Origin of the sequence: Nocardioides thalensis (assembly GCF_013410655.1) — a bacterium.
Taxonomy (GTDB): Bacteria; Actinomycetota; Actinomycetes; order Propionibacteriales; family Nocardioidaceae; genus Nocardioides; species Nocardioides thalensis.
On the sequence record NZ_JACCFP010000001.1, the window covers coordinates 1197434 to 1220548 of the forward strand.

The window sequence follows — 23115 nt, forward strand, 5'->3', positions numbered from 1 at the left end:
CTACGTCGCGTCCACGTCGTACGGCGGCCGCTCGCCCACGCCGAGCGGACGCTGACCGGCCCGCCGCGCCCGCGGCTCGTCGTCGAGGTCGTCCTCGGCCATCGCCTCGGCGATGTGCTTGCGCACGATCGTCCGGGGGTCGAGGTCGCGCAGCTCCAGGTCGGCGAACTCGGGACCGAGCTCGGAGCGCAGCTCGTCGCGGGCCGACGTCGCGAACCGGCGGACCTGCCGGAGGAGCTGGCCCGCCTGCCTGGCGAGCTCGGGCAGCTTGTCGGGGCCGAAGACCAACACCGCGATGAACGCGATGACCGCAAGCTCGGTCAGGCCGACTCCGAACACGGCGTGATCCTACGGGCCCTCGCGGCCCGCGCTAGAACCGGTTGCTCGGGGTGAGGCCGAGCTGCATGCCGGCCAGGCCGCGGCCGCGACCGGCCAGGCGGTCGGCGATGTCGGCGAGCGCCTCGGCGGCAGGGGCCGTGGGGTCCGCGTCGACGATCGGCTTGCCGACGTCGCCGCCCTCGCGGAGGGACAGGTCGAGCGGGATCCGGCCGAGCAGCGGCACGTCGTAGCCGAACCGCGCCGAGAGCGTCGTGGCGACGCGCTCGCCGCCGCCGGAGCCGAAGACCTCCAGCCGGTGGTCCTTGCCCTCGGGCGTGCAGTGGGGGCAGGGGAGATAGCTCATGTTCTCGACCACGCCGACCACCCGCTGGTGCATCATCGACGCCATCGTGCCGGCCCGCTCGGCGACCTCCGCGGCCGCCTCCTGCGGAGTGGTGACCACGACGACCTCGGCGCCCGGCAGGTGCTGGCCGAGCGAGATCGCGATGTCGCCGGTGCCGGGCGGCAGGTCGAGGAGCAGCACGTCGAGGTCGCCCCAATAGACGTCGGCCAGCATCTGCACCAGCGCGCGGTCGAGCATCGGGCCGCGCCAGGCGACGACCTGCTCGCGCTTCGGCTTGAGCATGCCGATCGAGATGACGGAGACGCCCGACGCGGTCGGCACGGGCATGATCAGGTCGTCGACCTGGGTGGGCCGGGAGTCCGCGACGCCCAGCATGGCCGGCACGGAGTGGCCGTAGATGTCGGCGTCGACGATGCCGACCTTGCGGCCGGCCCGCGCCAGCGCGAGGGCGAGGTTGACGGTGACCGAGGACTTGCCGACGCCGCCCTTGCCGGACGCGATCGCGAACACCTTGGTCAGGGAGCCGGGCTGCGCGAACGGGATCTCCCGCTGGGCCTGGCCGCCGCGCAGGGTCTCGTGCAGGCCGGAGCGCTGCTCGGCCGTCATCACGCCGAGGTCGAGGTCGACCCGGGTGACGCCCTCGAGGGCGCTCACCGCTGCGGTCACGTCGCGGTTGATCGTGTCCTTGAGCGGACAGCCGGCGACCGTGAGCAGCACCCGGACCTTGACGACGCCGTCGTCGGCGACGTCCACGGAGTCGACCATGCCGAGCTCGGTGATCGGCCGCTTGATCTCGGGGTCGTTGACCGTTGCCAGGGCCGCGGTGACCTGGTCGACGGACGGGACAGACGGAGGGGTGCTCACGACACCCGAGTCTACGGTCCGGGAGTTGCCGTCCCGTCGTCGCCGTCAGCGTGAGACTCGTCGCGTTCCTCCAGGTCCGACAGGAGCGCCCGCAGCTCCGAGCGGAGGAAGTCGCGGGTGGCGACCTCGCCGACGGCCATCCGCAGCGACGCGACCTCGCGGGCGAGGAACTCCATGTCGGCGTGCGCGCGGGCGTCGGCCTGCCGGTCCTGCTCGGCGATGACGCGGTCGCGCGCCTCCTGCCGGTTCTGCGCGAGCAGGATCAGCGGGGCGGCGTACGACGCCTGCAGGCTCAGCATCAGGGTCAGGAAGATGAACGGGTAGTCGTCCCAGCGCAGGTCCTCGGGCGCGAGCGCGTTCCAGCCGACCCAGATCACCACGAACAGGGTCATGTAGATCAGGAACGTGGCGGTGCCCATGAACCGCGCGAACTGCTCGGCGAAGACCCCGAACGCGTCGGAGCTGAAGGTCGGGCGGCGGACGAGCTGCCGGCGGGCGCCGGTCGGGGTGTCGAGCCGCTCCCCGCGACGCTCGGTCACGGCGTCACCCCCGGGTTGCCCGAGCTCGCGGCGCGGTCGCGCCAGTTGTTGGGCAGCATGTGGTCGAGCAGGTCGTCGACCGTGACGGCGCCCAGCAGGCGGCGGTCCTCGTCGACGACGGGCGCGGCGACCAGGTTGTAGGTCGCGAGGTGCGCGGCGACCTGGTCGATCGTCGCCTCGGGGCGGAGGTGCTCGAGGGTGTCGTCGACGGCGCCGGCCACCAGCGACGACGGCGGCTCCCGCAGCAGCCGCTGGATGTGGGCGACCCCGAGCAGCTTGCCGGTGGGGGTCTCCAGCGGCTGACGGCAGATGTAGACCATCGACGCGAGCGCCGGGGTGAGGTCCGGGTTGCGCACGTGGGCTAGCGCGTCGGCGACGGTGGCGTCGGGGCCGAGGATCACGGGCTCCGGGGTCATCATCGCGCCGGCGGTGTTCTCGACGTACTTCATCAGCCGGCGGACGTCCTCGGCCTCGTCGGGCTCCATCAGCCGCAGGAGCACCTCCTGCGTCTCCGGCGGGAGGTCGGCGATGAGGTCGGCGGCGTCGTCGGCCGACATCTCCTCGAGGACGTCGGCCGCACGCTCGGAGTCGAGCCGCTCGAGGATCCCGACCTGGTCCTCCTCGGGCAGCTCCTCGAGCACGTCGGCCAGGCGCTCGTCGTCGAGGGCGAGCGCGACCGCGGTCCGCCGCTCGACGGGGAGGTCGTGCAGGATGCTCGCCGCGTCGGCGGGACGCATGTCGTTGAGGGCCTCGACGAGGTGGGTCGCGCCCTGCTTCTCGTCGGTGCGCGCCAGTCCGCGCACGTCGTTCCACTCCACGACGTGGGTCTGGCCGCGCCGCCGCAGCGCCTTGGAGGGCTCGCGGATGGCGACCCGGCTGAGCACCCAGTCGCGGGTGCGCGACCGCTCCATCGCGACGTCGTAGACCGTGCCGGACACCCCGCTGCTGATCACGGTGACCGTGCGGTCGAGCATCTCGCCGATCACCAGCGTCTCGGTCGAGCGCTGCTCGAACCGCCGCATGTTGAGGAGGCCGGTCGTGTAGACCTGCCCGCTGTCGATGTTGGTCACCCGGGTCATCGGCACGAAGATCCGGCGCCGGCCGAACACCTCCGCGACCATGCCCAGCACGCGCGGCTGCGCGGACTCGCTGCGCATGCTGACGACGAGGTCGCGGACCTTCCCGACCTGGTCGCCCTGCGGGTCGAAGATCGGGAGGCCCACCAGCCGGGCGGCGTAGACACGCGACGGGGTGACACTCACGAGGGCAACGGTAGTGGGAGACGTCCGTCCGGCCGCGCACCCCGCGCCACGCCCGGGGGAGCGTGACGCAACCGATTGACGGTCTAGGACGTCATGCTCTTAGTGTGGCAATGACCCGAACCGGATGGAGGGGACCGTGCGACGGACCGCTGGGACCGCGCTGGCAGCGGCGATCCTGACCTTGCTCGCCGCCTGCGGCGACGACGAGCCGACGACCGCGAGGGACCCGTCGGCCGAGCCGGACCAGTCGGCGTCGGAGCCCACCGAGGGTGAGACGACCGAGGTGCCCGACTGGCCGTCGTGCGCCGAGGTCTGGGTCGCCGAGGCCACCCTGCCGCAGGGCTACAAGGGGTGCCTCGACGGTGACACGGCGGTCAAGGCCGACCGTCAGATGTGTTCGTCCGGTCAGGTGCTGGTGACCTACGACGAGCTCTTCTACGCCGTGGTCGGCGGCCCGGTCAACGAGACCGAGGGTCTTGCCCAGGATTCGCATTACCGTTCGGCCAAGCAGTCCTGTTTGGCATGATCAACCCCGATGGGGGACCTGCCGCAGGCATGCCGCGGCTCCGGCGCGCACGCGTCGCCCCCCGAACGCGCGACACGATGAGTGCCGAGTCGAGGAGTGGTGAAACGCAATGAGGAAGTACGTCGCCGCAGTGGTGACCGCGGCTGTGCTGGCGACGCCGGCACTGGCCGTTCCGGCCCAGGCAGGCGCACCGACGCCGATCACCGAGGAGCGGGACCGTGACGAGTCCGGCACCCAGAGCTTGCGGAGCGAGGACAGGGACCGGAGCGGCGACGGCCGCAAGGGCGACCGGACGGGGGACCGCGACGGCCGCGAGGGCGACCGGTCCGGTGACCGCGATGGCCGGAAGGGCGACCGCGACGGCCGCCGGGCGAGGTTCCGCCTGGCGCCGGGCGTGACGTTCAACAGCCCCTTCGGCAAGCAGTACCCGATCAAGAACAAGATCAGCCGCGCACTGCGGCACACCCCCAAGGGCGAGAAGATCCGCGTGATGAGCTGGAACTTCAGCGCCGTGGGGCTGACCAACGACCTGATCGCGGCGCACCGCCGCGGCGTGAGCGTCCGGGTGTTCATGGCCCGCACGCTCGTCAACCACGAGTTCCGTCGGCTCACCGACGCGCTCAAGGCCGGCAACCGCAAGCGCCCCAAGGCGATGCGCAGCTGGACCCGCACCTGCAGCAACTCCTGCCGCGGCAAGGGCGGCGCGATGCACTCCAAGTGGGTGACGATCAGCAAGGCCGGCCGCAGCCGCAAGATCGTCATGCAGGGTTCGGCCAACCTGACCGGTCCCGCCTCGGTCAACCAGTGGAACGACTGGTTCACGACCGTCGGCAGGAACCGGATCTACGAGGCCTACCAGCGGATCTTCCGCGAGTCCGCACGGGACCGCAAGGCTCCTGCGTTCACCGTGCGCGAGGGCGACACCCTCGCGTGGTTCGCTCCCCGCGGTGGTCGAAAGGACCTGGTCCTGGACATGCTCAACGACGTGCAGTGCAAGGGCGCCCGCGACGCCGGCATCCGCGGCCGCACGGCGATCCGCATCGCCTCCGCGGTCATCCAGAACAGCCGCGGGCAGCGGATCGCTCACAAGATCAAGGACCTGCACAACCGCGGTTGCAACATCCGCATGGTCTACACGCTGTCGACCAACGAGGTCATGGGCATCCTCCAGGGCGTCCCGGTCCGCCACCTCGCCTACGACGGTGACGGCGACGGTGCCTACGACAACTACCTGCACATGAAGGCGATGACCATCAGCGGCAACTGGCGCGGCGACCGCAGCGCCCGGGTCGTCTTCAACGGCAGCGCCAACTGGTCGACGATCGGCACGATCTCCGACGAGCAGGGCATGATCGTGCGGCGCAACAGCCTCGAGAAGAAGTACGGCAAGTGGATCACCGGCCTCTACAACGGTGCTCCGCGCGGCCGCCTGGTGACGACGGAGTACCTCCGTCGCCAGGGTGTCGAGAACCCCTACGCGGGCCTCGAGCTGGAGCTGGGCCACCAGGGCTGACGCTCTCACCTCACCGCAGCGACGAAACGCCGGGTGGGCCGAATGCGGCCCGCCCGGCGTTCGTCTTCTTAGGATCGATGGCGGCCAACCGATCTCTTCCCCGATCTGTCTGGAGGCCCCCGTTGTTCTCGCTCGCGCGCGTCCCGGCCGCACTCGCCGCCGTCCTCGCCGTCGTGCTCTCGGTCGCTGCGGGCGTGCCCGCTGGGGCCGACGAGGCCGACCGCTACGCCCGGAAGGGGCCGGCGCTGTCCGGCTACGACCGGATCTCGGCGGGAGGTGAGTACACCTGCGGCATCATCGGCGGCTCGCTCTTCTGCTGGGGGCGCAACACCTGGGGCCAGGTCGGCACGGGGGAGCGCACCGAGTCGGTCGACGAGCCGACGCGCGTCGGTGACCGCACCAACTGGCGCAGGGTGGCCGCCGGCGGCGCCACCACCTGCGGGATCCGCGGCGACGCCGGCCGGCTGTTCTGCTGGGGGCTCAACAACCGCGGCCAGGTCGGGGACGGCACCCGCGAGGTCCGGGTCAACCCGCGCCGTGCGCCCGGTCGGGACTGGCGCGCCGTCGACGTCGGCTGGTTCCACGCGTGCGGCATCCGCGAGGGCGGCGCTCTCTACTGCTGGGGCGACAACCAGTACGGCGAGCTGGGTCAGGGCAACACGAAGCAGGACCTGAAGCTCCACCGCGTGCGGGGCCGGTGGTACTCCGTGCGCACCGACGGCTGGACCACCTGCGGCATCAAGCACGACCGGTCCCTGTGGTGCTGGGGCCGCAACCTCCTCGGCCAGGTGGGCGACGGCAGCTGGGCCGACCGCACCCGCCCGGTCAAGATCGGCGGCGACGCCCGCTGGTCGCAGGTCGAGATGAGCTGGACCAGCGCTTGCGCGCGCCGCGGCGACGGATCCGTCCACTGCTGGGGCCGCAACGACCGCGGCGGCGTGGGCGACGGCACCCGCGACGCGCGCAACCGCCCGACCCCGGTCCTGGGCGGCCACCAGGCGAGCCGGATCTCCGTCTTCGAGGGAGGCGGCTGCCTGCTGGACACCGCCGGCAAGACGTTCTGCTGGGGCGACAACCGCTACCACCAGGTGGGCGGCACCCAGGGCTCCTACACGAGGCCGCGCCAGCGGCCCGGCACCTACCGCGAGCTGAGCGCGGGTTGGCTGCACACGTGCGGCCTGCGCGACGCCGCCGTCGTGTGCTGGGGCAGCAACGAGCGCAGCCAGCTGGGCCGCCGTACGGCGTACGTCCGGCCCACGAACGCCGACGGCCCGCTGCCGGGCCGGCGCGGCGCCGCCCTCTCGTTCCGGATCGCGACGTTCAACGCCCTCGGCGAGCACCACTCCGGGCCCTACCGCGACGCCGACCGCTTCGCGCCGAGCCGGCTGCGCGCGGAGTGGATGGTGCAGGGGATCTTCAACCAGAAGCTCGACGTCATCGGGGTCCAGGAGGCGTCCGGCGGCCAGGTCGAGGCGATCCTGCGGGCGGGCGACGGCCGGCTGGCGTCCTTCCCCGACCCGGCCGTGGACCCGCAGCACACCGAGTCGACCCTGTTCTGGAACAAGACCCGGTTCGAGGCGGTGAAGAAGAAGGTCATCCGGACCATGTTCATCTCGCGGGAGCTGCCACGGCCCTACGTGAAGCTGCGCGACCGGGCCACCGGCCGGGAGTTCTGGGTGATGGCGATCCACAACGCCGGCTGGGACATGCAGCGCAAGCGCAACATGGCCGTCCGCGAGCAGATCGCGAAGATCAAGGAGCTCGAGGAGTCCGGCCTGCCGGTCTACTACATCGGCGACTTCAACGAGAAGCGGACGATCTTCTGCAAGGTGCGCACCCGCACCGGGCTCGAGGCGGCGCACGGAGGCCGGATCACCAGGGACGGCGAGTGCCGCCCGCCGCGGCTGATGCGCGTCGACTGGCTCTTCGGCTCCCGCAAGACCGACTGGAGCAACTTCCAGTTCAGCAAGGCGCCGATGGTCCGGCTCACCACCGACCACTGGGTGCCCATGGCGACCGTCCGGGTACCCTGACGCGCGTGGCGAGTCGGCTGGTCCTGCACCTGGGTTCGATGAAGTCGGGAACCAGCTTCCTGCAGAACGTCCTCGGGCGGCACAAGGACCAGATGGCCGAGCGCGGCGTGCTCTTCGCGGGCCCCCGGTGGCGCGCCCAGGTCACGGCCGTGCGCGACCTGATCGCCGCGGGCGGCCCGGGTCAGCCGCCGCTGGCCGACGACGGCCCCTGGCGCCGCCTGGTCCGCGAGATCGACGCGTGGGAGGGCACCGCCGTCATCTCGATGGAGTTCCTGGCACCGCGGTCGGAGGCCAAGATCGCCCAGATCCTCGCCGACTTCCCCGACACCCCCGTCGAGGCGGTGCTCACCTGCCGCGATCTCGGGCGCAACATCCCGGCGATGTGGCTCGAGGCCGTCCAGAACGGCGGCGTCACCCCGTGGGGGCAGTACCTCGACTCCGTGCGGCAGCGGAAGTCCGGCGACCGGGTCGCCCGCAACTTCTGGAAGCACCAGGGCATCCCCGAGATCGCCTCCCGCTGGGCCAAGAGCCTCGGCCACGACCGGTTGACGCTCGTGACGCTGCCGCAGCCCGGTGCCGGCCCGGACGTCCTGTGGCGGCGCTTCTGCGAGGCGATTGGCATCGATCCCGAGGGCTACGACCTCGACGTCCGCGCCAACCCCTCGATCGGGCTGACCTCGGCGCTCGTGCTGCTCCGGCTCAACCAGGCCTACCACGAGCAGTACGGCGCGATGCCGCCCATCTACGACACCTACGTCAAGCACAAGCTCGCCAAGCGCGGCATGGTCTTCCGCAGCAAGGAGGAGCCCAAGCTCGGGCTCGACGCCTCCTGGGTCGTCAAGGCGGGGGAGAGCCAGATCGAGCGGCTGCAGAAGGCCGGCCACCGTGTCGTCGGCGACCTGTTCGACCTGCGCCCCGTGCCCGTCAAGGGTGTCCACGCCGACAAGGTCTCCCAGGCGGAGGTCCTCGACGCCACCGTCTCGGCGCTGGCGCGGTCGCTGGACTCGTGGGCAGAGTCCGACCGGGCGCACCGGCGCCAGGGCCGCGGCCGTCGCGAGGCGGACGGATGAGGCTGCGCACCCCGTGGGAGCGGGGTCCCCGCCGCAACGGCGACGCACACCATGCGGAGGCCGCGGCCGCCGTACGGCAGCGGGAGCCGGGTGAGCTGCCGCTGGTGGCCGCCATCACGATGGCCCGCGACGAGGGCCCGATGATCCGCCGCTGGGCCCAGCACTACGCCGGACAGCTCGGTGCCGAGAACGTCTACGTCATCGACGACCACAGCTCCGACGGGTCCACCGACGGGCTGCCGGCGACCGTGCTCCGCTACCCCTACCTGCGCAAGTACAGCTTCGAGGTCTCCCGCCTCGGCATCCTCAACGGACTCGCGCACAGCCTGCTCTACGTCTACGACGCAGTGCTGTTCGCCGATGCAGACGAGTTCGTCGTCGCCGACCCCGCCCGGCACGCCGGTCTCCGCGAGTTCGTCGCCACCACCGAGGGGCGCGCCGCCGTCGGCGTCATGGGCTACAACGTCGTGCACGACCTCGCCCGCGAGGCGCCGCTGCGCTTCGACCAGCCCCTCCTGCGGCAGCGACAGTTCGCGAAGTTCGTGCCGCTCATGTGCAAGCCGAGCCTGAAGTGGAGCCGGGTCGACTGGGGCCGGGCCTCGCACGGCATCAAGTGCCCCTACGAGATCGATCCCGACCTCATCATGTTCCACATGAAGTTCGCCGACATGGACCAGCTGAAGGCGAGCGCCGCGAACCGGCATGCGCTCAACCAGGACGAGAACCGGGCCCCCGGCACCAGCTGGGAGCAGCCCGGCGACGCGATGGTCGAGATCCTCACCGAGGTCAACAAGGGCCTCGACCCCGACGCGGTCATGCGCTTCCGCCCGAAGGTGTCGAAGCTCGAGAGCATCGTCGAGATCCGCGGCGAGATGTGGAAGGCGACCGGGGACGGCCAGGTGCTGGCGATGCACAAGCGGCCGTTCACGAAGATCCCCCACCGGTTCGCCGACCTCGTATGAGGGGGGAGGTGTGCCCTCGATGGACGAGGTGATCATCCGGCTCGACAAGGACGGGCTCACGGTCAGCGGTCGACCCGACCAGGCGCTGGACGTGCTCTTCGACGAGCGCCGCGTCTGGTCCTTCCGCGCCGACCAGGTGGGGACCCTGCGCCCGGGCGGCCGCAAGGGTCGCGACGAGTGGGCGGTGCCGTGGCCCGACCAGCTGCGCCGGTTCCTCCACGGCTCCGCGGAGGTGACGGTTCGCGACCCCGGCCGGACCGTGCTCGCCCAGGAGGAGATCCGCTTCACCTCCGCCGACACCCGGGTGCGGGTCCAGGACCGCGAGGGTCGGCTGCTCGTCCTCGACTCCAAGGGCCGGCTCTCGCTGCCGTTCGAGGCCGACACCGAGTCGACGACGGCACTGCTCGACGCCACCCACACCGTGCTCGACCTGCTCGAGAGCCGTGGACTCGAGGGCTTCCTCGCCTACGGCACCCTCCTCGGGGCCGTGCGCGAGGGCCAGTTCATCGGACACGACAACGACGTCGACCTCGGCTACGTCAGCTCCAAGACCCAGCCCGTGGAGGTCGTCCTCGAGTCGATCAGGCTCGAGCGCGCGCTGGTCCGCGCCGGCATGCACGTCGAGCGCTACAGCGGCGCCGGCCTCAAGGTCTTCGTCGAGGACGCCGTCGGGGTCCGGCGCGGCCTCGACATCTTCGGCGGCTTCTGGCACGGCGACCGGCTGGCCTTCCTCGGCGAGATCTACACCCCCTTCGAGCGGGAGTGGATCACCCCCCGGTCGACGGTCACGCTCGCCGGCCACGAGTTCCCGGCGCCGGCGGCTCCCGAGCGGTTGCTGGAGCAGATGTACGGCCCCGGCTGGCGGGTGCCCGACCCGACCTTCGCCTTCGACCCGGAGACGACGGCGCGGGACGTGCTCGGCCGCTGGTTCCGCGGCGTCCGCGAGGGTCGCAACCGCTGGGACCGGTGGTACTTCTCGATCCGCAACGACCGCCCCTACCTCAAGCCGCACCACATCGCGCGGCTGGTCCACCGCGCCGAGCGCGGCGCGACGATCATCGACGTCGGCTGCGGGCGGGGGCAGGACGTCTCGTTCTTCGCCAGCGAGCGTCACCCGACGATCGGTCTCGACTACTCGCTCAAGGCGATCGATCACCACCTCGAGCGCGCCGCCGTGCACGGCTGGCCGCTGACCGTGCACACGGTCAACTTCCTCGAGCTGCGCCACTCGCTGTCGTGGGGCGCGCGGCTCGCGCGGGAGATCGAGGGCCCGCGGGCCGTCCTCGCCCGCCACTTCGTCAACGCGACGCCCAACCGCGGTCGCGAAGGCCTGTTCCGCTTCTCGTCGATGGTGCTGCGGGGCGGCGGCCGTCTCTACCTCGAGTTCTTCGACAGCGACGATCCGCGCCAGTATGACCGCGAGGACCTGGTGTGGGAGGTCGACCACCGTGACATCGTCGCGCTGGCCGAGCGATACGGCGGCACGGTCGAGGACATCAGCTGGTTCGACCCGAACTGGTTCGAGCTGCCGTGGCTGACGGGCGGATGGGACCCGAAGCCGCGAGGATGTCGGATGACGGTGAGCTGGAGGTGAGGAACGAGCATGGCAAAGGCTGACAAGGACGAGCAGCTGACCGGGAGCCGCTACCTGCTGGCGGGGACGTTCCGGCGGATGGTCGGGCTCAAGCAGCTCGAGCAGCGGATCGCGACGCTGGAGGAGGAGCTGCACAACTACCAGACGACGCACGTCAGGCTGGCCGAGGTGATCGACCTCGTCCAGGAGCTGTTGGTGCCCATGGCGCAGCAGGACACCGCGAAGGTCGACGAGCTGGTGCGACGCTTCAGCGACGAGCTCGGCGCCGACGAGCGATGAGCGAGAAGGTCTTCGTCCACATCGGGCTCCCGAAGACCGGCACGTCCTACCTGCAGTCGATCATCTGGCCGCACCGGGGGCGGCTGGCCGAGCTCGGCGTCCTGGTGCCCGGCCGCGAAAAGCGCGACCACCTGCTGTCCTCGCTCATCGTCCGCGGTGACGACGCCGTACGGCGCCGCGGCCCGGGCGCGGAGGAGGCGTGGGACGTCGTGCGGGCCCAGGTGGCGGCCCACCCCGGCACCTCCGTCATCAGCCACGAGTTCTTCTGCTCGGCGAGCGCGCAGCAGTGGCAGCGGATGGTCGACGACCTGGCGCCGGCGGAGGTGCACGTCGTCGTCACCGCTCGCGAGCCGCTCGGCCTGTTCACCTCCAGCTGGCAGGAGTCGCTGAAGAACAAGAGCACCACCCCGATGGCGGACTACGGACGGTCGGAGTCCGACGACCCCCGGGAGATCTGGGACTGGCGCGCGCTCGACCTCGGGCTGGTGCTCGAGCGACTGCGCGGCGCCGTACCCGACGAGCGCGTGCACGTCATCGTCGGGCCCGGGCCCGAGGACCCGCGCGACGAGCTGTGGCGCCGGTTCGCGGGCGTGATCGGGGTCGACCCCGACGCCGTACCCCACGAGCACGCGTTCCCGAACGCCTCGATGGGCGTCGTCGAGGCCGAGCTCCTCCGCCGCCTCAACGCGCACCTCACCGACGTCCGCAGCGCCCGCGAACGCGCGCGGTGGATCCGCACCTTCCTCGCCGACGGGCTGCTCGTCACCGACAGTGCCGAGCGCTACTGGCCGGGCGACGACCAGGTGGCCGACGCTCGGCGCCGGGGCGACCGCGCGTTGGACCTGGTCGGAGCCGGCGGCTACGACGTGGTCGGCGACGCCGAGCGGTTGCGGGTCCCGGCCGACCTGCCACCGCGCCGGCACCCCTCCGACGTGACAGAGGCCGAGGTCCTGGCGGCGTCGGTGCGCCTCAACGCCCGCCTGGTCGAGGAGGTACGCCGCCGCACCCTCGACGCCGAGGCCGCGCGCCACCAGCCGGCCCCGCCGCGCCTTCGCCACCTGCTCGCCCGCCGGCTGACCGGCCGCGACGTCAGGCGGTGACGACGTGGCAGGTCAGGCAGGCAGTCACCGCGCCCCGGCGGAGCAGTCCCCGCTGCTCCTGATCCTCGGGTTCGTCCTCGTCGCGGGCCTGCTGTTCGGGCTGTTCAAGGTGGTCGACCCCGGCGGCGGCGACGCCGAGCCGACGGCCGCGATCGTGTCGGAGACGACGACCTCGGCCACGACCACGGCACCGACCACGGAGCCGGAGGCCAAGGTCCAGCAGGGGCTCACCCTCGAGCCGGTGCCCGCCCCGGTGTGCGAGGACGTGCAGGTCGAGACCGAGATCACCGTGCTGTCCTACAACATCAAGTCGGCCCGGATCGGGGGCGGCATCGGCGCCTACCTCGGCGTCATCGCCAACTCGGGCGCCGACGTCGTGCTCCTCCAGGAGGTCGACAAGTTCCGGCACACCTCCAACCAGATCGACCAGGCCGGCTGGCTCGCCGACAACCTGGGTGGCTGGTACGACGCGTTCGGCGCCAACGTCGACTACGGGGGCGGGCTCTACGGCACCGCGATCATCTCGCGCTACCCGATCCTCAGCTCGGAGAACACCCACCTGCCCAACGGCCCCGGCGGCCAGCAGCGCGGCCTGCTCCACGCCGTGATCGACGTGGACGGGGTGGAGGTCAGCCTCTACAACACCCACCTGCAGAACAAGATCGACTACCTGAAGGTCGCTCAGGCGCGGGCGATCGCCCCGATCATCGCCGCCGACGACCGGCCGCGGATCCTCGGTGGCGACTTCAACTCGATGGTGGGCGACACCCCGCTCAGCACGATCATCGGGGGAGCGGGCATGACCGACACGTGGGGAGCGGTCGGCATCGGCTCCGGCCTGACGCACCCGTCGTCCAACCCGCGCGGCCGCATCGACCTGCTGCTCCACGGCGGCGACGGCATCACCGCGATCAGCTCCGACGTGCTGCCGGCCACCAACTCCGACCATCGGGCGGTGCGGGCGACGTACGCCGTCGACGGGGTGGCCGCGAAGGTGTGCGGGGACCTGTACGGCTGAGGGGGTTTAGCTCTTTAGCTTGTCCACGACCGACGCGGCGAGCGCCGTCTGGGCTGCCCGCGCGATCAGCGCCACGTCGACCTCGGCGGGTGTGATCCCGGGCACGTCGACCGGGTCGAGGTCGGCGAGGTCGCCGACGACTCGGACGCCGAGGTTGCCCACCTCGGCGACCGTCGCCTCGGTCTGGGTGCGCACCCAGTCGGCGACCTGGAGGCCGAGGCGCGGCTCCTCCTTCGCGAGCGCGGCGAGCGCCGTCTTCGCGATCACCTGCTTGCGGAGCCGCTGACCCTGCGGCCAGGCCAGGTCGTGGGCGTCGAGCGCCTCGTTGAGCTCGCGGAGCACCAGCGCCGAGGCCAGACCGAGCGACTCGTTGGCGCGGGGGACCGGCAGGCTCGGGTCGATCGGGAAGCCGGTCGCCTCCGCGAACCGCTCCGTCAGCGTCGACGACGGCGCGCCCGGGTGGGGGAGCGTCACCAGCGTGACGTTGTCGGTGCCGACCCGGTCGGCCCAGTCGCCGAGGATCCGCACCAGGTGCTGCTGGCGCCAGAACGTGCCGGCAGGGGTGGCCCGGTCCTCGTGGCCGCGGTCGCTGCCGGGGGCGGCGTCGCGCGCGGCGGCGTAGTAGTCCTCCCAGGTCCAGCTGCGGCCGTTCTGCACCGTCTCCTGCCAGAGCGAGACCAGCGTGCGGTTGAGGTCGCGTGCGGTGACGACGATCTCGACGGGCGTGCCGGCGAACGGCTCGAGCACGCGGGCGGCGGCGGGCGGCCGCGCCGGGCCGAGGAACTCCATCGAGATGACCGCGTCGCCCGGGTGGGCGTTGATCTCCGCCGTCATCGCCTCCCAGTGGTGGCGCGGGCCGCCCTTCGAGATGGCGTGCTGCACGGCGGCGACCTGGTCACCCCAGACCTTGCCGGGCACGAGCACGCCGGCGGCGGCCAGGCGCTCCTGCTGGGCGAAGAGCATCGCCTGCAGATAGCTGGTGCCCGACTTCATGGTGCCGACGTGCAGCACGACGCGCTTGGCCATCGCTCGATCCAGCCTTACCGGAGCTTGTAGTCCTCGAGGAGGCGGCGGCCGATGATCATCTTCTGGATGTCGGACGTGCCCTCGCCGATGAGCATGAACTTCACCTCGCGCATCAGCCGCTCGATCTCGTACTCCTTGGAGTAGCCGTAGCCGCCGTGGATCCGGAAGGAGTCCTCGACGACCTCGTTGGCGTGCTCGGCGGCGACCATCTTGGCCATGCCGGCCTCGACGTCCATGCGCTGGCCGGTGTCCTTCAGGCGCGCGGCGCGCACCATCATGTTGTGGGACACCTCGACCTTGGTCGCCATGTCGGCGAGGCGGAACAGGATCGCCTGGTGCTGGGCGATCGGCTTGCCGAACGTGTTGCGCTGCTGGGCGTAGGCCACGCCGAGCTCGAAGCCGCGCCACGCCAGACCGCAGGCGCGCGCCGCCACGTTGACGCGGCCGACCTCGACGCCGTCCATCATCTGGAAGAAGCCCTTGCCCGGCTCGCCGCCGAGGATCTGGCCGGCGGAGATCTTGTGGTCCTCGAGGATGAGCTCGGTCGTCTCGACGCCCTTGTAGCCCATCTTGTCGATCTTGCCGGGCACCGTGACGCCCTGGGCGGTCTCGCCGAAGCCGGCTTCCTTCTCGACGAGGAAGGTCGTCATGTTCTTGTAGACCGAGTCGGCGCCCTCGTCGGTCTTGGTGAGCAGCGCGACCAGCGTCGACGTGGCGCCGTTGGTCAGCCACATCTTCTGGCCGGTGATGCTGTACTCGGCCACGGTCCCGTCGGCCTCGTGGCGCGAGACCGTCGCCTTGGTGGAGACCGCCGACACGTCGGAGCCGAGCCCGGGCTCGGACATCGAGAACGCGCCGCGGACCTCGCCGGTGGCCATCCGGGGGAGGTACTTCTGCTTCTGGTCCTCGGTGCCGTGCTGCATCAGCATGTAGGCCACGATGAAGTGGGTGTTGATGACGCCGGACACGCTCATCCAGCCGCGCGCGATCTCCTCCACCACGAGGGCGTAGGTCAGCAGCGACTCGCCGAGGCCGCCGTACTCCTCGGGGATGGTCAGGCCGAAGACGCCGAGCTCCTTGAGGCCCTCGATGATCTCGGTCGGGTACTCGTCGGCGTGCTCGAGCTCCTGGGCGACCGGGATGATCTGCTCGTCGACGAACGTCCGGACGGCCTTGAGGATCTCGGTCTGGTCCTCGTTGAGGCCTTCGGTCTGGCACAGTCGCGACATCGCGCTCCTCTTTCCGCTTCGGGACAACCGGGCCGACTCTACCGGCGAGTACGACGTAAACCCGTCGCGATCCGTTGGGCGGGAGTGACAAGGTGGTGTGGACCACATCTTGCTCTCGAAGGGACTGCTCATGGCTGCCGGGAACGACTCGACCAACGAGGACCTCAAGGCCAAGATGCGCGAGGCGCTCCAGCGCAAGAACGACAAGGAGAAGGGCGTCCACCAGGACGGCCCGGTCCACGAGAAGGCCCACGGTCCCGAGGTGGTGGGCGGCGCTCCGAAGATGCACCGGCGCAAGGCCGGGGGCGGCGGCTCCTGACGCTCGGGCAGAATGGCGGCCCGTGAGCAAGACGAATGCGGGCAACTTCTTCGAGGACTTCACCGTCGGCGAGGTGATCGAGCACGCGACGCCGCGCACGATCACCGAGGGCGACCGGGCGCTGTACGGCGCCCTCTACCCGACGCGGTTCGCGATCCCCTCGTCGGCGGAGTTCGCCGAGTCCGTCGGCCTGCGCCCGGCGCCGGTGGAGGAGCTGATCGCATTCCACGTCGCGTTCGGCAAGACGGTGCCCGACGTCTCGCTCAACGCCGTCGCCAACCTCGGCTACGCGGAGTGCCGGTTCCACCGGCCGGTGGTGCCCGGTGACACGCTGCACACCAGCTCCGAGGTGATCGGCCTCAAGCAGAACTCCAACGGGAAGACGGGCGTCGTCTACGTCCGCTCCACGGCCACCAACCAGCGCGGCGAGGTCGCGCTCGACTGGTGCCGCTGGGTGATGGTGCACAAGCGCGACACCGAGGCGCCCGCCCCGGAGACGGTCGTTCCCGACCTCGCGCCGGTCGTCGCGGCCGAGGACCTCGTCGTCCCGGAGGGGCTCGACTTCAGCTCCTACGACTTCACCGCCGCCGGCGAGCCGCACCGGTTCGACGACTACGAGGTCGGCGAGAAGATCGACCACGTCGACGGCGTCACCTTCACCGACGCCGAGCACATGCTGGCCACGCGGCTCTGGCAGAACACCGCGAAGGTGCACTTCAACACCGAGGCTCGACCCGACGGCAACCGGCTGATCTACGGCGGCCACGTCATCTCGACGGCCCGCGCGCTCTCGTTCAACGGTCTCGCCAACGCCCAGCTGATCGCGGCGATCAACGGCGGCTCGCACGTCGCGCCCGCGTTCGCCGGCGACACGGTCTACGCGTGGTCGGAGGTGCTCGACAAGGCCGAGACGACCGCGCCCGGCGTGGCCGCGCTGCGGCTGCGACTCGTCGCGACCAAGGGGCGCGACGAGTCGATGACGCTCAAGGTCACCGAGGACGACAAGCAGAAGTACGCCGCCGGCGTGCTCCTCGACCTCGACTACTGGGCGTTCATCCCGCGCTGACCTGCACCCGGCGCACGATGTAGGTGATCTCCTCGTCGACCATCCGCTTGTCCTGGTCGACGGAGACGCTGCGCGGGTAGTCCTGGCCCTCCGGCCAGGTCACGTCGACCTCGGCGGCGTCGGTGTCGTTGGCCGCGTCGATGACGTCGTTGATCGTCTTGCGCATGAAGTCGGGGGCCTCGTCGCCCTTGGTCAGGCCGTGCCCGCCCTTGGTGTAGACGGCGGAGGCGACCTCGCCGCCCTCGACGGTGACCTCGACCGGCCCGGTCAGCGGGCAGTAGCAGATCACCTCGAGCACGTAGCTGTAGTCCTCCGGCGCGAATGCGGGGAAGCCGCCCGGCTCAGCCGTGGAGCCGTCGACCGGCGTCGACGACTCCGCCGTGGTCGGGTCGTCGACCGGGTCCTCGGCCGTGCTGGTGTCCTCGCCGCCGCACGCGGCGAGGACGGTCAGGGCGAGGGCGGCGGCGCCGGCGGCGAGCAGGTTCTTCATGGTGGTTACGACGATGCCGCATCGTGGCCGGTTCCGCGAGCGACGCGCGCTCGGTCCCGACGCACTGGCAGGCTGGTGCCATGCACGAGGCGACCCACGGGAGCGAGCTCTGGCTGGTCCGGCACGGCCCGACCGAGTGGAGCCGGGCGGGCCGGCACACCTCCGTCACCGACCTGCCCCTCCTGGCCGACGGCGAGCAGGACGCGGTCGCGGCCGGCAAGCGGCTCGCAGAGGTGGACTTCGCGCAGGTCCTGACCAGCCCGCGGGCGCGGGCGCGCCGTACGGCCGAGCTGGCGGGGTTCGCGGACGCCGAGGTCGACGAGGACCTGGTGGAGTGGGCGTACGGCGACTACGAGGGGCTCACGACTCCCGAGATCCGCGCGTCGGTGCCGGGCTGGACCGTGTGGACGCACCCCTCGCCCGGAGGCGAGACCGCCGCCCAGGTCGCGACCCGGCTCGACCGGGTCGTCGCGCGAGCGCGGGCCGTCGACGGCCGCACCCTGGTGTTCGCCCACGGGCACTCGCTGCGGGTGCTCGCCGCGCGCTGGCTGGGCCTCGCCCCGTCCGAGGGCAGGCTGCTGCGCCTCGACACCGCGACCGTCTCGGTCCTCGGTTTCGAGCGCGAGACGCCCGTGGTGCTGCGCTGGAACAGCTGACCCCCGCGCGGTTGCTTGACGTGGGCCGCGTCCGCGAGCACGGTGGCAGGCATGTCGCTCCGCGTCGGCTGCCCTCGGTGCCCGACCCCCGTCGGCGAGACGGGGACCGGCGGCTGGGCGTGTCCCGAGCACGGGGAGATCGTCCCGCTGTGGCAGCCGGTGACCTCGTCGTACGACGAGTTCGCCGCCCACCTCGGGCGCGCCGGCTCGTTCCCGACGTTCCTGCCGTGGCCGCTGGGGCCGGGCTGGACCGTCACCGACTTCGCCGCGGTCGCGCCGAAGGACGGCACCGCCGTCGCCACGATGACCTGTGTGTCGGGCACGAGCGTGCTCGACGGCCCGGTCGACGTGATCGTGGTCAGCGAGGAGGTCGGCACCGGCCTCGGCGCCCGGGTCGCGGGCCTGACCGACCGCTCCGACCCCGGCGACGAGGTGGGCGTCGGCCCGCCCTCGGTGAAGGTGCGCCTGGAGGCCCATGCCGCCGGCCTGTGGCCGGTCTCGGTCAGCACGTCGCCGGGGGAGTGGGACCGGTCGGTGCTCGCCGGCGAGGCGCAGGGGCGCTGGCTGTGGCTGGTGCTCCGGCCGGCGTCGGCGATCCTCCTGCTCCGCGACGAGTGGATCCTGCGCGACGTCTCCGCGACCGGCCCGCAGCTGCTCGCGCTGCCGTTCGGCGGCCCCGGCCCCTCGTGGTGACCCGGACCGGGCCTCGTTCCCACTAGCCTTCGAGGGTGCGGATCGACCTCCATACCCACTCCTCGGCGAGCGACGGCACCCAGCCGCCGGCCGAGGTGATGGCCGCCGCGGCTGCCGCAGGCCTGGACGTCGTCGCGCTGACCGACCACGACTCCACCGCAGGCTGGGACGAAGCAGCCGCCGCCGCGGTCAGTGCAGGTGTCACGCTGGTGCGCGGCATCGAGATCAGCACCCGCTTCCGCGGGTCCGGCGTCCACCTGCTCGCCTACCTTCCCTCGGGCGACGACGTGCCCCTGATGACCGAGCTCGCCCGTGTCGTGGAGGGCCGGGAGGCCCGGGTGCCCGCGATGCTCGCGCGACTCCGGGAGCTGGGGATCCCCGCGACCGAGGAGGCGCTGGCCGAGATCACCGGTGACACCGCGGCCACCGGCCGCCCGCACGTCGCCGACCTGCTGGTGCGCCTCGGGGTCGTCACCGATCGTGCGGAGGCGTTCGACCGGTTCCTCCGGCCGGGGCGGCCGGCGTACGTCGACCGCTACGCCGCCGACCTGGTGGCGATGCTCGAGCTGGTCACCGCTGCCGGCGGCGTGCCCGTCGTCGCGCACCCCTGGGGACGGGAGAGCGCGGGCGTGCTCGACGCGGCCGCGTTCGGGCTGCTCGCCGACGCCGGGCTGTTCGGCATCGAGGTCGACCACCTCGACCACGACGCGACCCAGCGGGCGGCGCTGCGCGCCCTGGCCGACGACCTCGGGCTGGTCGTCACCGGGTCGAGCGACCACCACGGCCTCGGCAAGGTCGACCACGACCTCGGCTGTGAAACGACCTCGCCGGAGGCCTACCGCCGGATCGTGGCGCGCGCCGCGGAGCTCGGCTCCTCCACGACCGTGATCGGGGACGCTGCATGAGCTTCGTCGACACCGTGCTCGTGGTCGAGGTCTTCGTGACGCTCTTCGTGATCATGGACCCCGTCGGCACGGTCCCGATCTTCCTGTCACTGACCGCCGGACGCAGCGGCGCGACCGCGCGCCGGGCGGCATGGCAGGCCGTCGCGGTGTCGTTCTTCGTGATCACCCTGTTCGCCTTCTTCGGCCAGCAGATCCTGAGCTACCTGCACATCTCGCTGCCGGCGCTGCAGTGCGCCGGGGGCCTGCTGCTCCTGCTGGTCGCCCTCGAGCTGTTGACCGGCAAGGAGGACGAGATGGCGACGGCCAACGCCGACGCCAACATCGCGCTCGTGCCGCTCGGCACCCCGCTCCTCGCCGGTCCCGGCGCGATCGTCGCCACCATGCTCTTCGTCGAGGAGATCGACGACGGCCCCGAGCTGGCCGCCGTCGCGCTGGGCGTCGTCGGGGTCCACGTCACGCTGTGGCTGGCGATGCGCTACTCGCTGCCGATCCTGCGGCTCATCCGCGACAGCGGCGTGCTGCTCGTCACCCGGATCGCGGGCCTGCTGCTCTCGGCGATCGCGGTGCAGCTGGTGGCGGATGCGGTGCGGGCCTTCATCGCTGGCGAAGGCTGACCCGACGCGGGCCGTGGCGCCCGGGAGCCGGCGGAGCCGAGCGGGCCGCCTTCCCGGCGATTTCGCGACGACGCGCCGGCGCCCCGACCACAGCGGCGCGCGACCACAGAGCGCCGCTGCGCGGCGGAGCGAGCAAGCCGGGAAGGTGGTCCGGTCGGCGCAGCCGGATGCCGGGCACCCCTCGCCGCTACTTACGACCCAAGGACTGGAACCGCTGTTGGACCGACCCCGGGATCACCCGGGTGGCGCCGACGATGGCCTTGTAGCGCTTGCTGGGGACCGAGAGTGGCTTGCCCTTGTCGAAGTCGGCGAGCGCGTCGCGCACCAGCCGGTCGGGCTCGAGCCACAGCAGCCGCGGAGCCGACTTGTCGCGGTCGACGCCGAGCCGCTGGTGGAACTCGGTCTTCACGAAGCCCGGGCACAGCGCCATCACGGTCACGCCGCGGTCGCCGTACTCGTTGTGCGCCCACCGGCTGAAGCTGTTGACCCACGCCTTGGCCGCCGAGTAGGTGCCGCGGGGGAGGAAGGCGGCCACGCTCGACACGTTGATGATGCCGCCGCGCCCGCGTTCGGTCATCCCGCCGAGGGCGGCGTGGCTGAGCCGCAGCACCGCGCGGACCAGCACGTCCTGCTGGGCCTGCTCGGCGTCGATGGGGTTGTCGAGGAACCGCTCCTTGAGCCCGAAGCCGGCGTTGTTGACGAGCAGGTCCACGGGTCGATCGCGGTCCGCGAGCCGCGCCTCGACGACGGCGAGCTGGTCGGGCACGGTGAGGTCCGCCACGAGCACCTCGGCCGCGACGTCGTACGCCGACCGCAGCTCGCCCGCGACCTGCTCCAGACGTGCCTCGTCCCGCGCGACGAGGACGAGGTCGTCGCCCCGGGAGGCGAGCTGGCGGGCGAACTCGTGACCGATGCCGGCGGTGGCGCCGGTGACCAAGGCAGTCGACATGCCGCCCAGTCTTCCGCACCGGGGTGGTGGGTACGGCATGATGACCTCTGACATGAGCGTGAACAGCCGGCGGAGCCCCGACGCCGACACCACCGTCCTGGCCGTCGCCAACCAGAAGGGTGGCGTCGCCAAGACGACGAGTGTCGCTTCGGTCGGTGCCGCGCTCGCGGAGCAGGGGCAGAAGGTGCTCCTCGTCGACCTCGACCCGCAGGCCTGCTTGACGTTCTCGCTGGGCATCGACCCCGAGGACCTCGAGCTGTCCGTCCACCACGTGCTCACCAAGGGCACGGAGGCGGGCGAGGTGATCCTCGAGACCGACGACGGCGTCGACCTGATGCCCGCGACGATCGAGCTCGCGCGCGCCGAGGCCGACCTGCTCACCCGCACCGGCCGCGAGCAGGTGCTGCGTGCGGTCGTCGACGACATGGCTGCAAAGGGGCTTCGGTACGACTGGATCCTCCTCGACTGCCCGCCGTCGCTCGGGGTCCTGACGGTCGCCGCGCTCACGGCGGCGGAGGGCGTGCTGATCCCGCTCCAGTGCGAGACGCTCTCCCACCGCGGGGTGGGCCAGCTGCTCGACACCGTCCACGACGTCCGCCGGTTCACCAACCGCGACCTCGAGGTGTGGGGCGTGCTCCCGACGTTGTACGACGGCCGCACCAACCACGCCCGTACGGTGCTCGAGACGATCTCCGAGACCTACGACCTCGACGTGATCGAGCCGCCGATCCCGAAGACCATCAAGTTCGCCGAGGCGCCCGCCGCGGGGCGGTCGATCCTGGCCACGAGCAGGAGCAGCAAGGGCGCGCAGGCCTACCGCGAGGTGGCCGGCAACCTGCTGGCCCGGTCCGGGCGATGAGCCGGTGAAGCACCTGCCGCCGCAGCCCGGGCGCCATCGCCCGGAACCGCCCGGTCGTCGTCGACGCGTGCCCGAGCCCGGCCGCCGCAAGGCCGTCGAGCCCGGACCCCAGCACCGCGGGGTCGTCAAGCCGCGCTACGGGCGGATCGCGGTCGCGCTGTCCTCCGCTGCGGTCACCGCGGTCGCCGTGCTCGGCGGCTTCGGCGTGCTGATGCCCGAGGGCGACCCGCAGCTCGCGGTCGCCAACGCCGGCATCGAGCCGGGTGCCGACACCGACTCCGCCTCCGAGGGGCCCCGCGACGCGCCGCAGGAGCGCACGCGCGACTCGGTGGACCGTGGCCGGCTCGACCAGCGTGGCGACACCGGCGGGCCGACCACAGACGCGACCCGGGAGCCGGAGGAGGAGGCCGAGCCCGAGACCACCGACGATCCCGGCTCCGCGGAGGCGCCGCTGCCGGTCGGTTCCGGCGAGGGACGGCGGGTGGTCTTCAGCGAGTCCCAGCAGCGGGTGTGGCTCGTCGAGGACGACGGCACGGTCGTGCGGACCTACCTGGCGTCCGGCAGCGTCTACGACAACCTCGACCCCGGCACCTACGAGGTCTTCTCCACCTCGCGCTACGCCGTCGGCATCGACGACTCCGGCACGATGGAGTACTTCGTGCGCTTCACCCACGGCGACGAGGGTGCGGCCATCGGGTTCCACACGATCCCGGTCGACGACGGCGTGCCCGTGCAGACCCGCGACCAGCTCGGCACCCCGCTCTCGCACGGCTGCATCCGGCAGGCGGAGGCCGACGCGATCGCACTGTGGGACTTCGCTCCGGTCGGCACCACGGTCGTCGTCACCCCCTGACCTGATTTGCGGCC

Annotated in this window: 25 protein-coding genes; 17 read left to right on the plus strand and 8 right to left on the minus strand. The window is 71.8% G+C overall.

Annotated features, from left to right (window positions below; translation table 11 throughout):
• From HNR19_RS05930 to HNR19_RS05945, 4 genes are read right to left on the minus strand one after another with little or no spacing between them, the layout of a single operon-like run.
• On the minus strand, positions 1 to 339 hold the full coding sequence (locus tag HNR19_RS05930; RefSeq protein ID WP_179667058.1) for a sec-independent translocase: 339 nt from the start codon (positions 337 to 339) through the stop codon (positions 1 to 3).
• 31 nt (positions 340 to 370) lie between these two features.
• A complete protein-coding gene (locus tag HNR19_RS05935) occupies positions 371 to 1546 on the minus strand; it encodes a P-loop NTPase (RefSeq protein ID WP_179667059.1) in 1176 nt (391 codons plus the stop codon).
• Between the two features lie 11 nt (positions 1547 to 1557).
• A complete protein-coding gene (locus HNR19_RS05940) occupies positions 1558 to 2085 on the minus strand; it encodes a DUF1003 domain-containing protein (RefSeq protein WP_179667060.1) in 528 nt (175 codons plus the stop codon).
• Positions 2082 to 3347 (minus strand): magnesium transporter MgtE N-terminal domain-containing protein, encoded by a 1266-nt coding sequence (locus HNR19_RS05945; protein ID WP_179667061.1) that lies wholly within the window; start codon positions 3345 to 3347, stop codon positions 2082 to 2084. The genes HNR19_RS05940 and HNR19_RS05945 overlap by 4 nt, the downstream gene beginning before the upstream one ends.
• 136 nt (positions 3348 to 3483) lie before the next feature.
• On the opposite strand from HNR19_RS05945, the gene HNR19_RS05950 reads away from it, so the two are divergent.
• From HNR19_RS05950 to HNR19_RS05990, 9 genes are all read left to right on the plus strand, one after another.
• Positions 3484 to 3873: a hypothetical protein gene (locus HNR19_RS05950; RefSeq protein ID WP_179667062.1), complete on the plus strand. Its 390-nt coding sequence runs from the start codon at positions 3484 to 3486 to the stop codon at positions 3871 to 3873.
• 109 nt (positions 3874 to 3982) lie between these two features.
• A complete protein-coding gene (locus tag HNR19_RS05955; protein WP_179667063.1) occupies positions 3983 to 5386 on the plus strand; it encodes a phospholipase D-like domain-containing protein in 1404 nt (467 codons plus the stop codon).
• Positions 5387 to 5508: 122 nt separating this feature from the next.
• Positions 5509 to 7419, plus strand: a complete 1911-nt coding sequence (locus HNR19_RS05960; RefSeq protein ID WP_179667064.1) for a hypothetical protein — start codon at positions 5509 to 5511, stop codon at positions 7417 to 7419.
• A 5-nt stretch (positions 7420 to 7424) separates the two neighbouring features.
• Positions 7425 to 8489, plus strand: a complete 1065-nt coding sequence (locus HNR19_RS05965; protein ID WP_179667065.1) for a hypothetical protein — start codon at positions 7425 to 7427, stop codon at positions 8487 to 8489.
• The gene (locus tag HNR19_RS05970; RefSeq protein ID WP_179667066.1) at positions 8486 to 9451 is read left to right on the plus strand and encodes a glycosyltransferase family 2 protein; all 966 of its coding nucleotides are present in this window, start codon (positions 8486 to 8488) and stop codon (positions 9449 to 9451) included. Before HNR19_RS05965 ends, HNR19_RS05970 begins: the two co-directional genes overlap by 4 nt.
• Before the next feature lie 19 nt (positions 9452 to 9470).
• On the plus strand, positions 9471 to 11045 hold the full coding sequence (locus HNR19_RS05975) for a LicD family protein (protein WP_179667067.1): 1575 nt from the start codon (positions 9471 to 9473) through the stop codon (positions 11043 to 11045).
• Between the two features lie 9 nt (positions 11046 to 11054).
• On the plus strand, positions 11055 to 11324 hold the full coding sequence (locus HNR19_RS05980) for a DUF6752 domain-containing protein (RefSeq protein WP_179667068.1): 270 nt from the start codon (positions 11055 to 11057) through the stop codon (positions 11322 to 11324).
• The gene (locus HNR19_RS05985; protein WP_179667069.1) at positions 11321 to 12424 is read left to right on the plus strand and encodes a hypothetical protein; all 1104 of its coding nucleotides are present in this window, start codon (positions 11321 to 11323) and stop codon (positions 12422 to 12424) included. The genes HNR19_RS05980 and HNR19_RS05985 overlap by 4 nt, the downstream gene beginning before the upstream one ends.
• A 4-nt stretch (positions 12425 to 12428) precedes the next feature.
• Positions 12429 to 13442 carry an endonuclease/exonuclease/phosphatase family protein gene (locus tag HNR19_RS05990; RefSeq protein ID WP_179667070.1) on the plus strand — a complete coding sequence of 338 codons (1014 nt, stop codon included), beginning with the start codon at positions 12429 to 12431 and terminating at the stop codon, positions 13440 to 13442.
• A gap of 6 nt (positions 13443 to 13448) precedes the next feature.
• Here HNR19_RS05990 and HNR19_RS05995 read toward each other — a convergent pair whose 3' ends face one another.
• Positions 13449 to 14468, minus strand: a complete 1020-nt coding sequence (locus HNR19_RS05995) for a hypothetical protein (RefSeq protein WP_179667071.1) — start codon at positions 14466 to 14468, stop codon at positions 13449 to 13451.
• A 14-nt stretch (positions 14469 to 14482) separates the two neighbouring features.
• A complete protein-coding gene (locus tag HNR19_RS06000; protein ID WP_179667072.1) occupies positions 14483 to 15697 on the minus strand; it encodes an acyl-CoA dehydrogenase family protein in 1215 nt (404 codons plus the stop codon).
• A gap of 130 nt (positions 15698 to 15827) precedes the next feature.
• On the opposite strand from HNR19_RS06000, the gene HNR19_RS06005 reads away from it, so the two are divergent.
• Together HNR19_RS06005 and HNR19_RS06010 are read left to right on the plus strand one after the other, a co-directional pair.
• A complete protein-coding gene (locus HNR19_RS06005; RefSeq protein WP_179667073.1) occupies positions 15828 to 16016 on the plus strand; it encodes a DUF5302 domain-containing protein in 189 nt (62 codons plus the stop codon).
• A gap of 22 nt (positions 16017 to 16038) precedes the next feature.
• Positions 16039 to 17082: a MaoC/PaaZ C-terminal domain-containing protein gene (locus tag HNR19_RS06010; protein ID WP_179667074.1), complete on the plus strand. Its 1044-nt coding sequence runs from the start codon at positions 16039 to 16041 to the stop codon at positions 17080 to 17082.
• Here HNR19_RS06010 and HNR19_RS06015 read toward each other — a convergent pair.
• Positions 17069 to 17572: a DUF6174 domain-containing protein gene (locus tag HNR19_RS06015; RefSeq protein ID WP_179667075.1), complete on the minus strand. Its 504-nt coding sequence runs from the start codon at positions 17570 to 17572 to the stop codon at positions 17069 to 17071. The two genes, HNR19_RS06010 and HNR19_RS06015, sit on opposite strands and share 14 nt — an antisense overlap.
• An 80-nt stretch (positions 17573 to 17652) precedes the next feature.
• Between HNR19_RS06015 and HNR19_RS06020 the strand changes: the two genes are divergently transcribed.
• Genes HNR19_RS06020 through HNR19_RS06035 form a run of 4 tightly spaced genes read left to right on the plus strand, consistent with a single transcriptional unit; the run spans position 17653 to position 20440 of the window.
• Positions 17653 to 18228, plus strand: a complete 576-nt coding sequence (locus HNR19_RS06020; RefSeq protein ID WP_179667076.1) for a histidine phosphatase family protein — start codon at positions 17653 to 17655, stop codon at positions 18226 to 18228.
• A 51-nt stretch (positions 18229 to 18279) separates the two neighbouring features.
• Complete coding sequence (locus HNR19_RS06025) at positions 18280 to 18921, plus strand: DUF6758 family protein (RefSeq protein WP_246303483.1); 642 nt, start codon at positions 18280 to 18282, stop codon at positions 18919 to 18921.
• Between the two features lie 35 nt (positions 18922 to 18956).
• Complete coding sequence (locus tag HNR19_RS06030; protein WP_179667077.1) at positions 18957 to 19826, plus strand: PHP domain-containing protein; 870 nt, start codon at positions 18957 to 18959, stop codon at positions 19824 to 19826.
• Complete coding sequence (locus tag HNR19_RS06035) at positions 19823 to 20440, plus strand: MarC family protein (RefSeq protein WP_179667078.1); 618 nt, start codon at positions 19823 to 19825, stop codon at positions 20438 to 20440. Before HNR19_RS06030 ends, HNR19_RS06035 begins: the two co-directional genes overlap by 4 nt.
• A gap of 187 nt (positions 20441 to 20627) precedes the next feature.
• Here the strand turns inward: HNR19_RS06035 and HNR19_RS06040 are convergent, their stop codons facing one another.
• Complete coding sequence (locus HNR19_RS06040; RefSeq protein WP_179667079.1) at positions 20628 to 21389, minus strand: SDR family NAD(P)-dependent oxidoreductase; 762 nt, start codon at positions 21387 to 21389, stop codon at positions 20628 to 20630.
• Positions 21390 to 21441: 52 nt separating this feature from the next.
• Between HNR19_RS06040 and HNR19_RS06045 the strand changes: the two genes are divergently transcribed.
• Together HNR19_RS06045 and HNR19_RS06050 are read left to right on the plus strand one after the other, a co-directional pair.
• Positions 21442 to 22248: a ParA family protein gene (locus HNR19_RS06045; protein WP_179667080.1), complete on the plus strand. Its 807-nt coding sequence runs from the start codon at positions 21442 to 21444 to the stop codon at positions 22246 to 22248.
• Between the two features lie 67 nt (positions 22249 to 22315).
• A complete protein-coding gene (locus HNR19_RS06050; protein ID WP_179667081.1) occupies positions 22316 to 23101 on the plus strand; it encodes a L,D-transpeptidase family protein in 786 nt (261 codons plus the stop codon).
• Positions 23102 to 23115 lie beyond the last annotated feature (14 nt).

Excerpts from the sequence above, each read along its gene's own strand:
- HNR19_RS06035 (WP_179667078.1), top strand. The coding sequence starts at position 19,823 with ATGAGCTTCGTCGACACCGTGCTCGTGGTCGAGGTCTTCGTGACGCTC.
- HNR19_RS06005 (WP_179667073.1), top strand. The coding sequence starts at position 15,828 with ATGGCTGCCGGGAACGACTCGACCAACGAGGACCTCAAGGCCAAGATG.
- HNR19_RS05980 (WP_179667068.1), top strand. The coding sequence starts at position 11,055 with ATGGCAAAGGCTGACAAGGACGAGCAGCTGACCGGGAGCCGCTACCTG.
- HNR19_RS05955 (WP_179667063.1), top strand. The coding sequence starts at position 3,983 with ATGAGGAAGTACGTCGCCGCAGTGGTGACCGCGGCTGTGCTGGCGACG.
- HNR19_RS06040 (WP_179667079.1), bottom strand. The coding sequence starts at position 21,389 with ATGTCGACTGCCTTGGTCACCGGCGCCACCGCCGGCATCGGTCACGAG.
- HNR19_RS06045 (WP_179667080.1), top strand. The coding sequence starts at position 21,442 with ATGAGCGTGAACAGCCGGCGGAGCCCCGACGCCGACACCACCGTCCTG.
- HNR19_RS05970 (WP_179667066.1), top strand. The coding sequence starts at position 8,486 with ATGAGGCTGCGCACCCCGTGGGAGCGGGGTCCCCGCCGCAACGGCGAC.
- HNR19_RS05985 (WP_179667069.1), top strand. The coding sequence starts at position 11,321 with ATGAGCGAGAAGGTCTTCGTCCACATCGGGCTCCCGAAGACCGGCACG.
- HNR19_RS06015 (WP_179667075.1), bottom strand. The coding sequence starts at position 17,572 with ATGAAGAACCTGCTCGCCGCCGGCGCCGCCGCCCTCGCCCTGACCGTC.
- HNR19_RS06025 (WP_246303483.1), top strand. The coding sequence starts at position 18,280 with ATGTCGCTCCGCGTCGGCTGCCCTCGGTGCCCGACCCCCGTCGGCGAG.
- HNR19_RS05975 (WP_179667067.1), top strand. The coding sequence starts at position 9,471 with ATGGACGAGGTGATCATCCGGCTCGACAAGGACGGGCTCACGGTCAGC.
- HNR19_RS05995 (WP_179667071.1), bottom strand. The coding sequence starts at position 14,468 with ATGGCCAAGCGCGTCGTGCTGCACGTCGGCACCATGAAGTCGGGCACC.
- HNR19_RS06000 (WP_179667072.1), bottom strand. The coding sequence starts at position 15,697 with ATGTCGCGACTGTGCCAGACCGAAGGCCTCAACGAGGACCAGACCGAG.
- HNR19_RS06020 (WP_179667076.1), top strand. The coding sequence starts at position 17,653 with ATGCACGAGGCGACCCACGGGAGCGAGCTCTGGCTGGTCCGGCACGGC.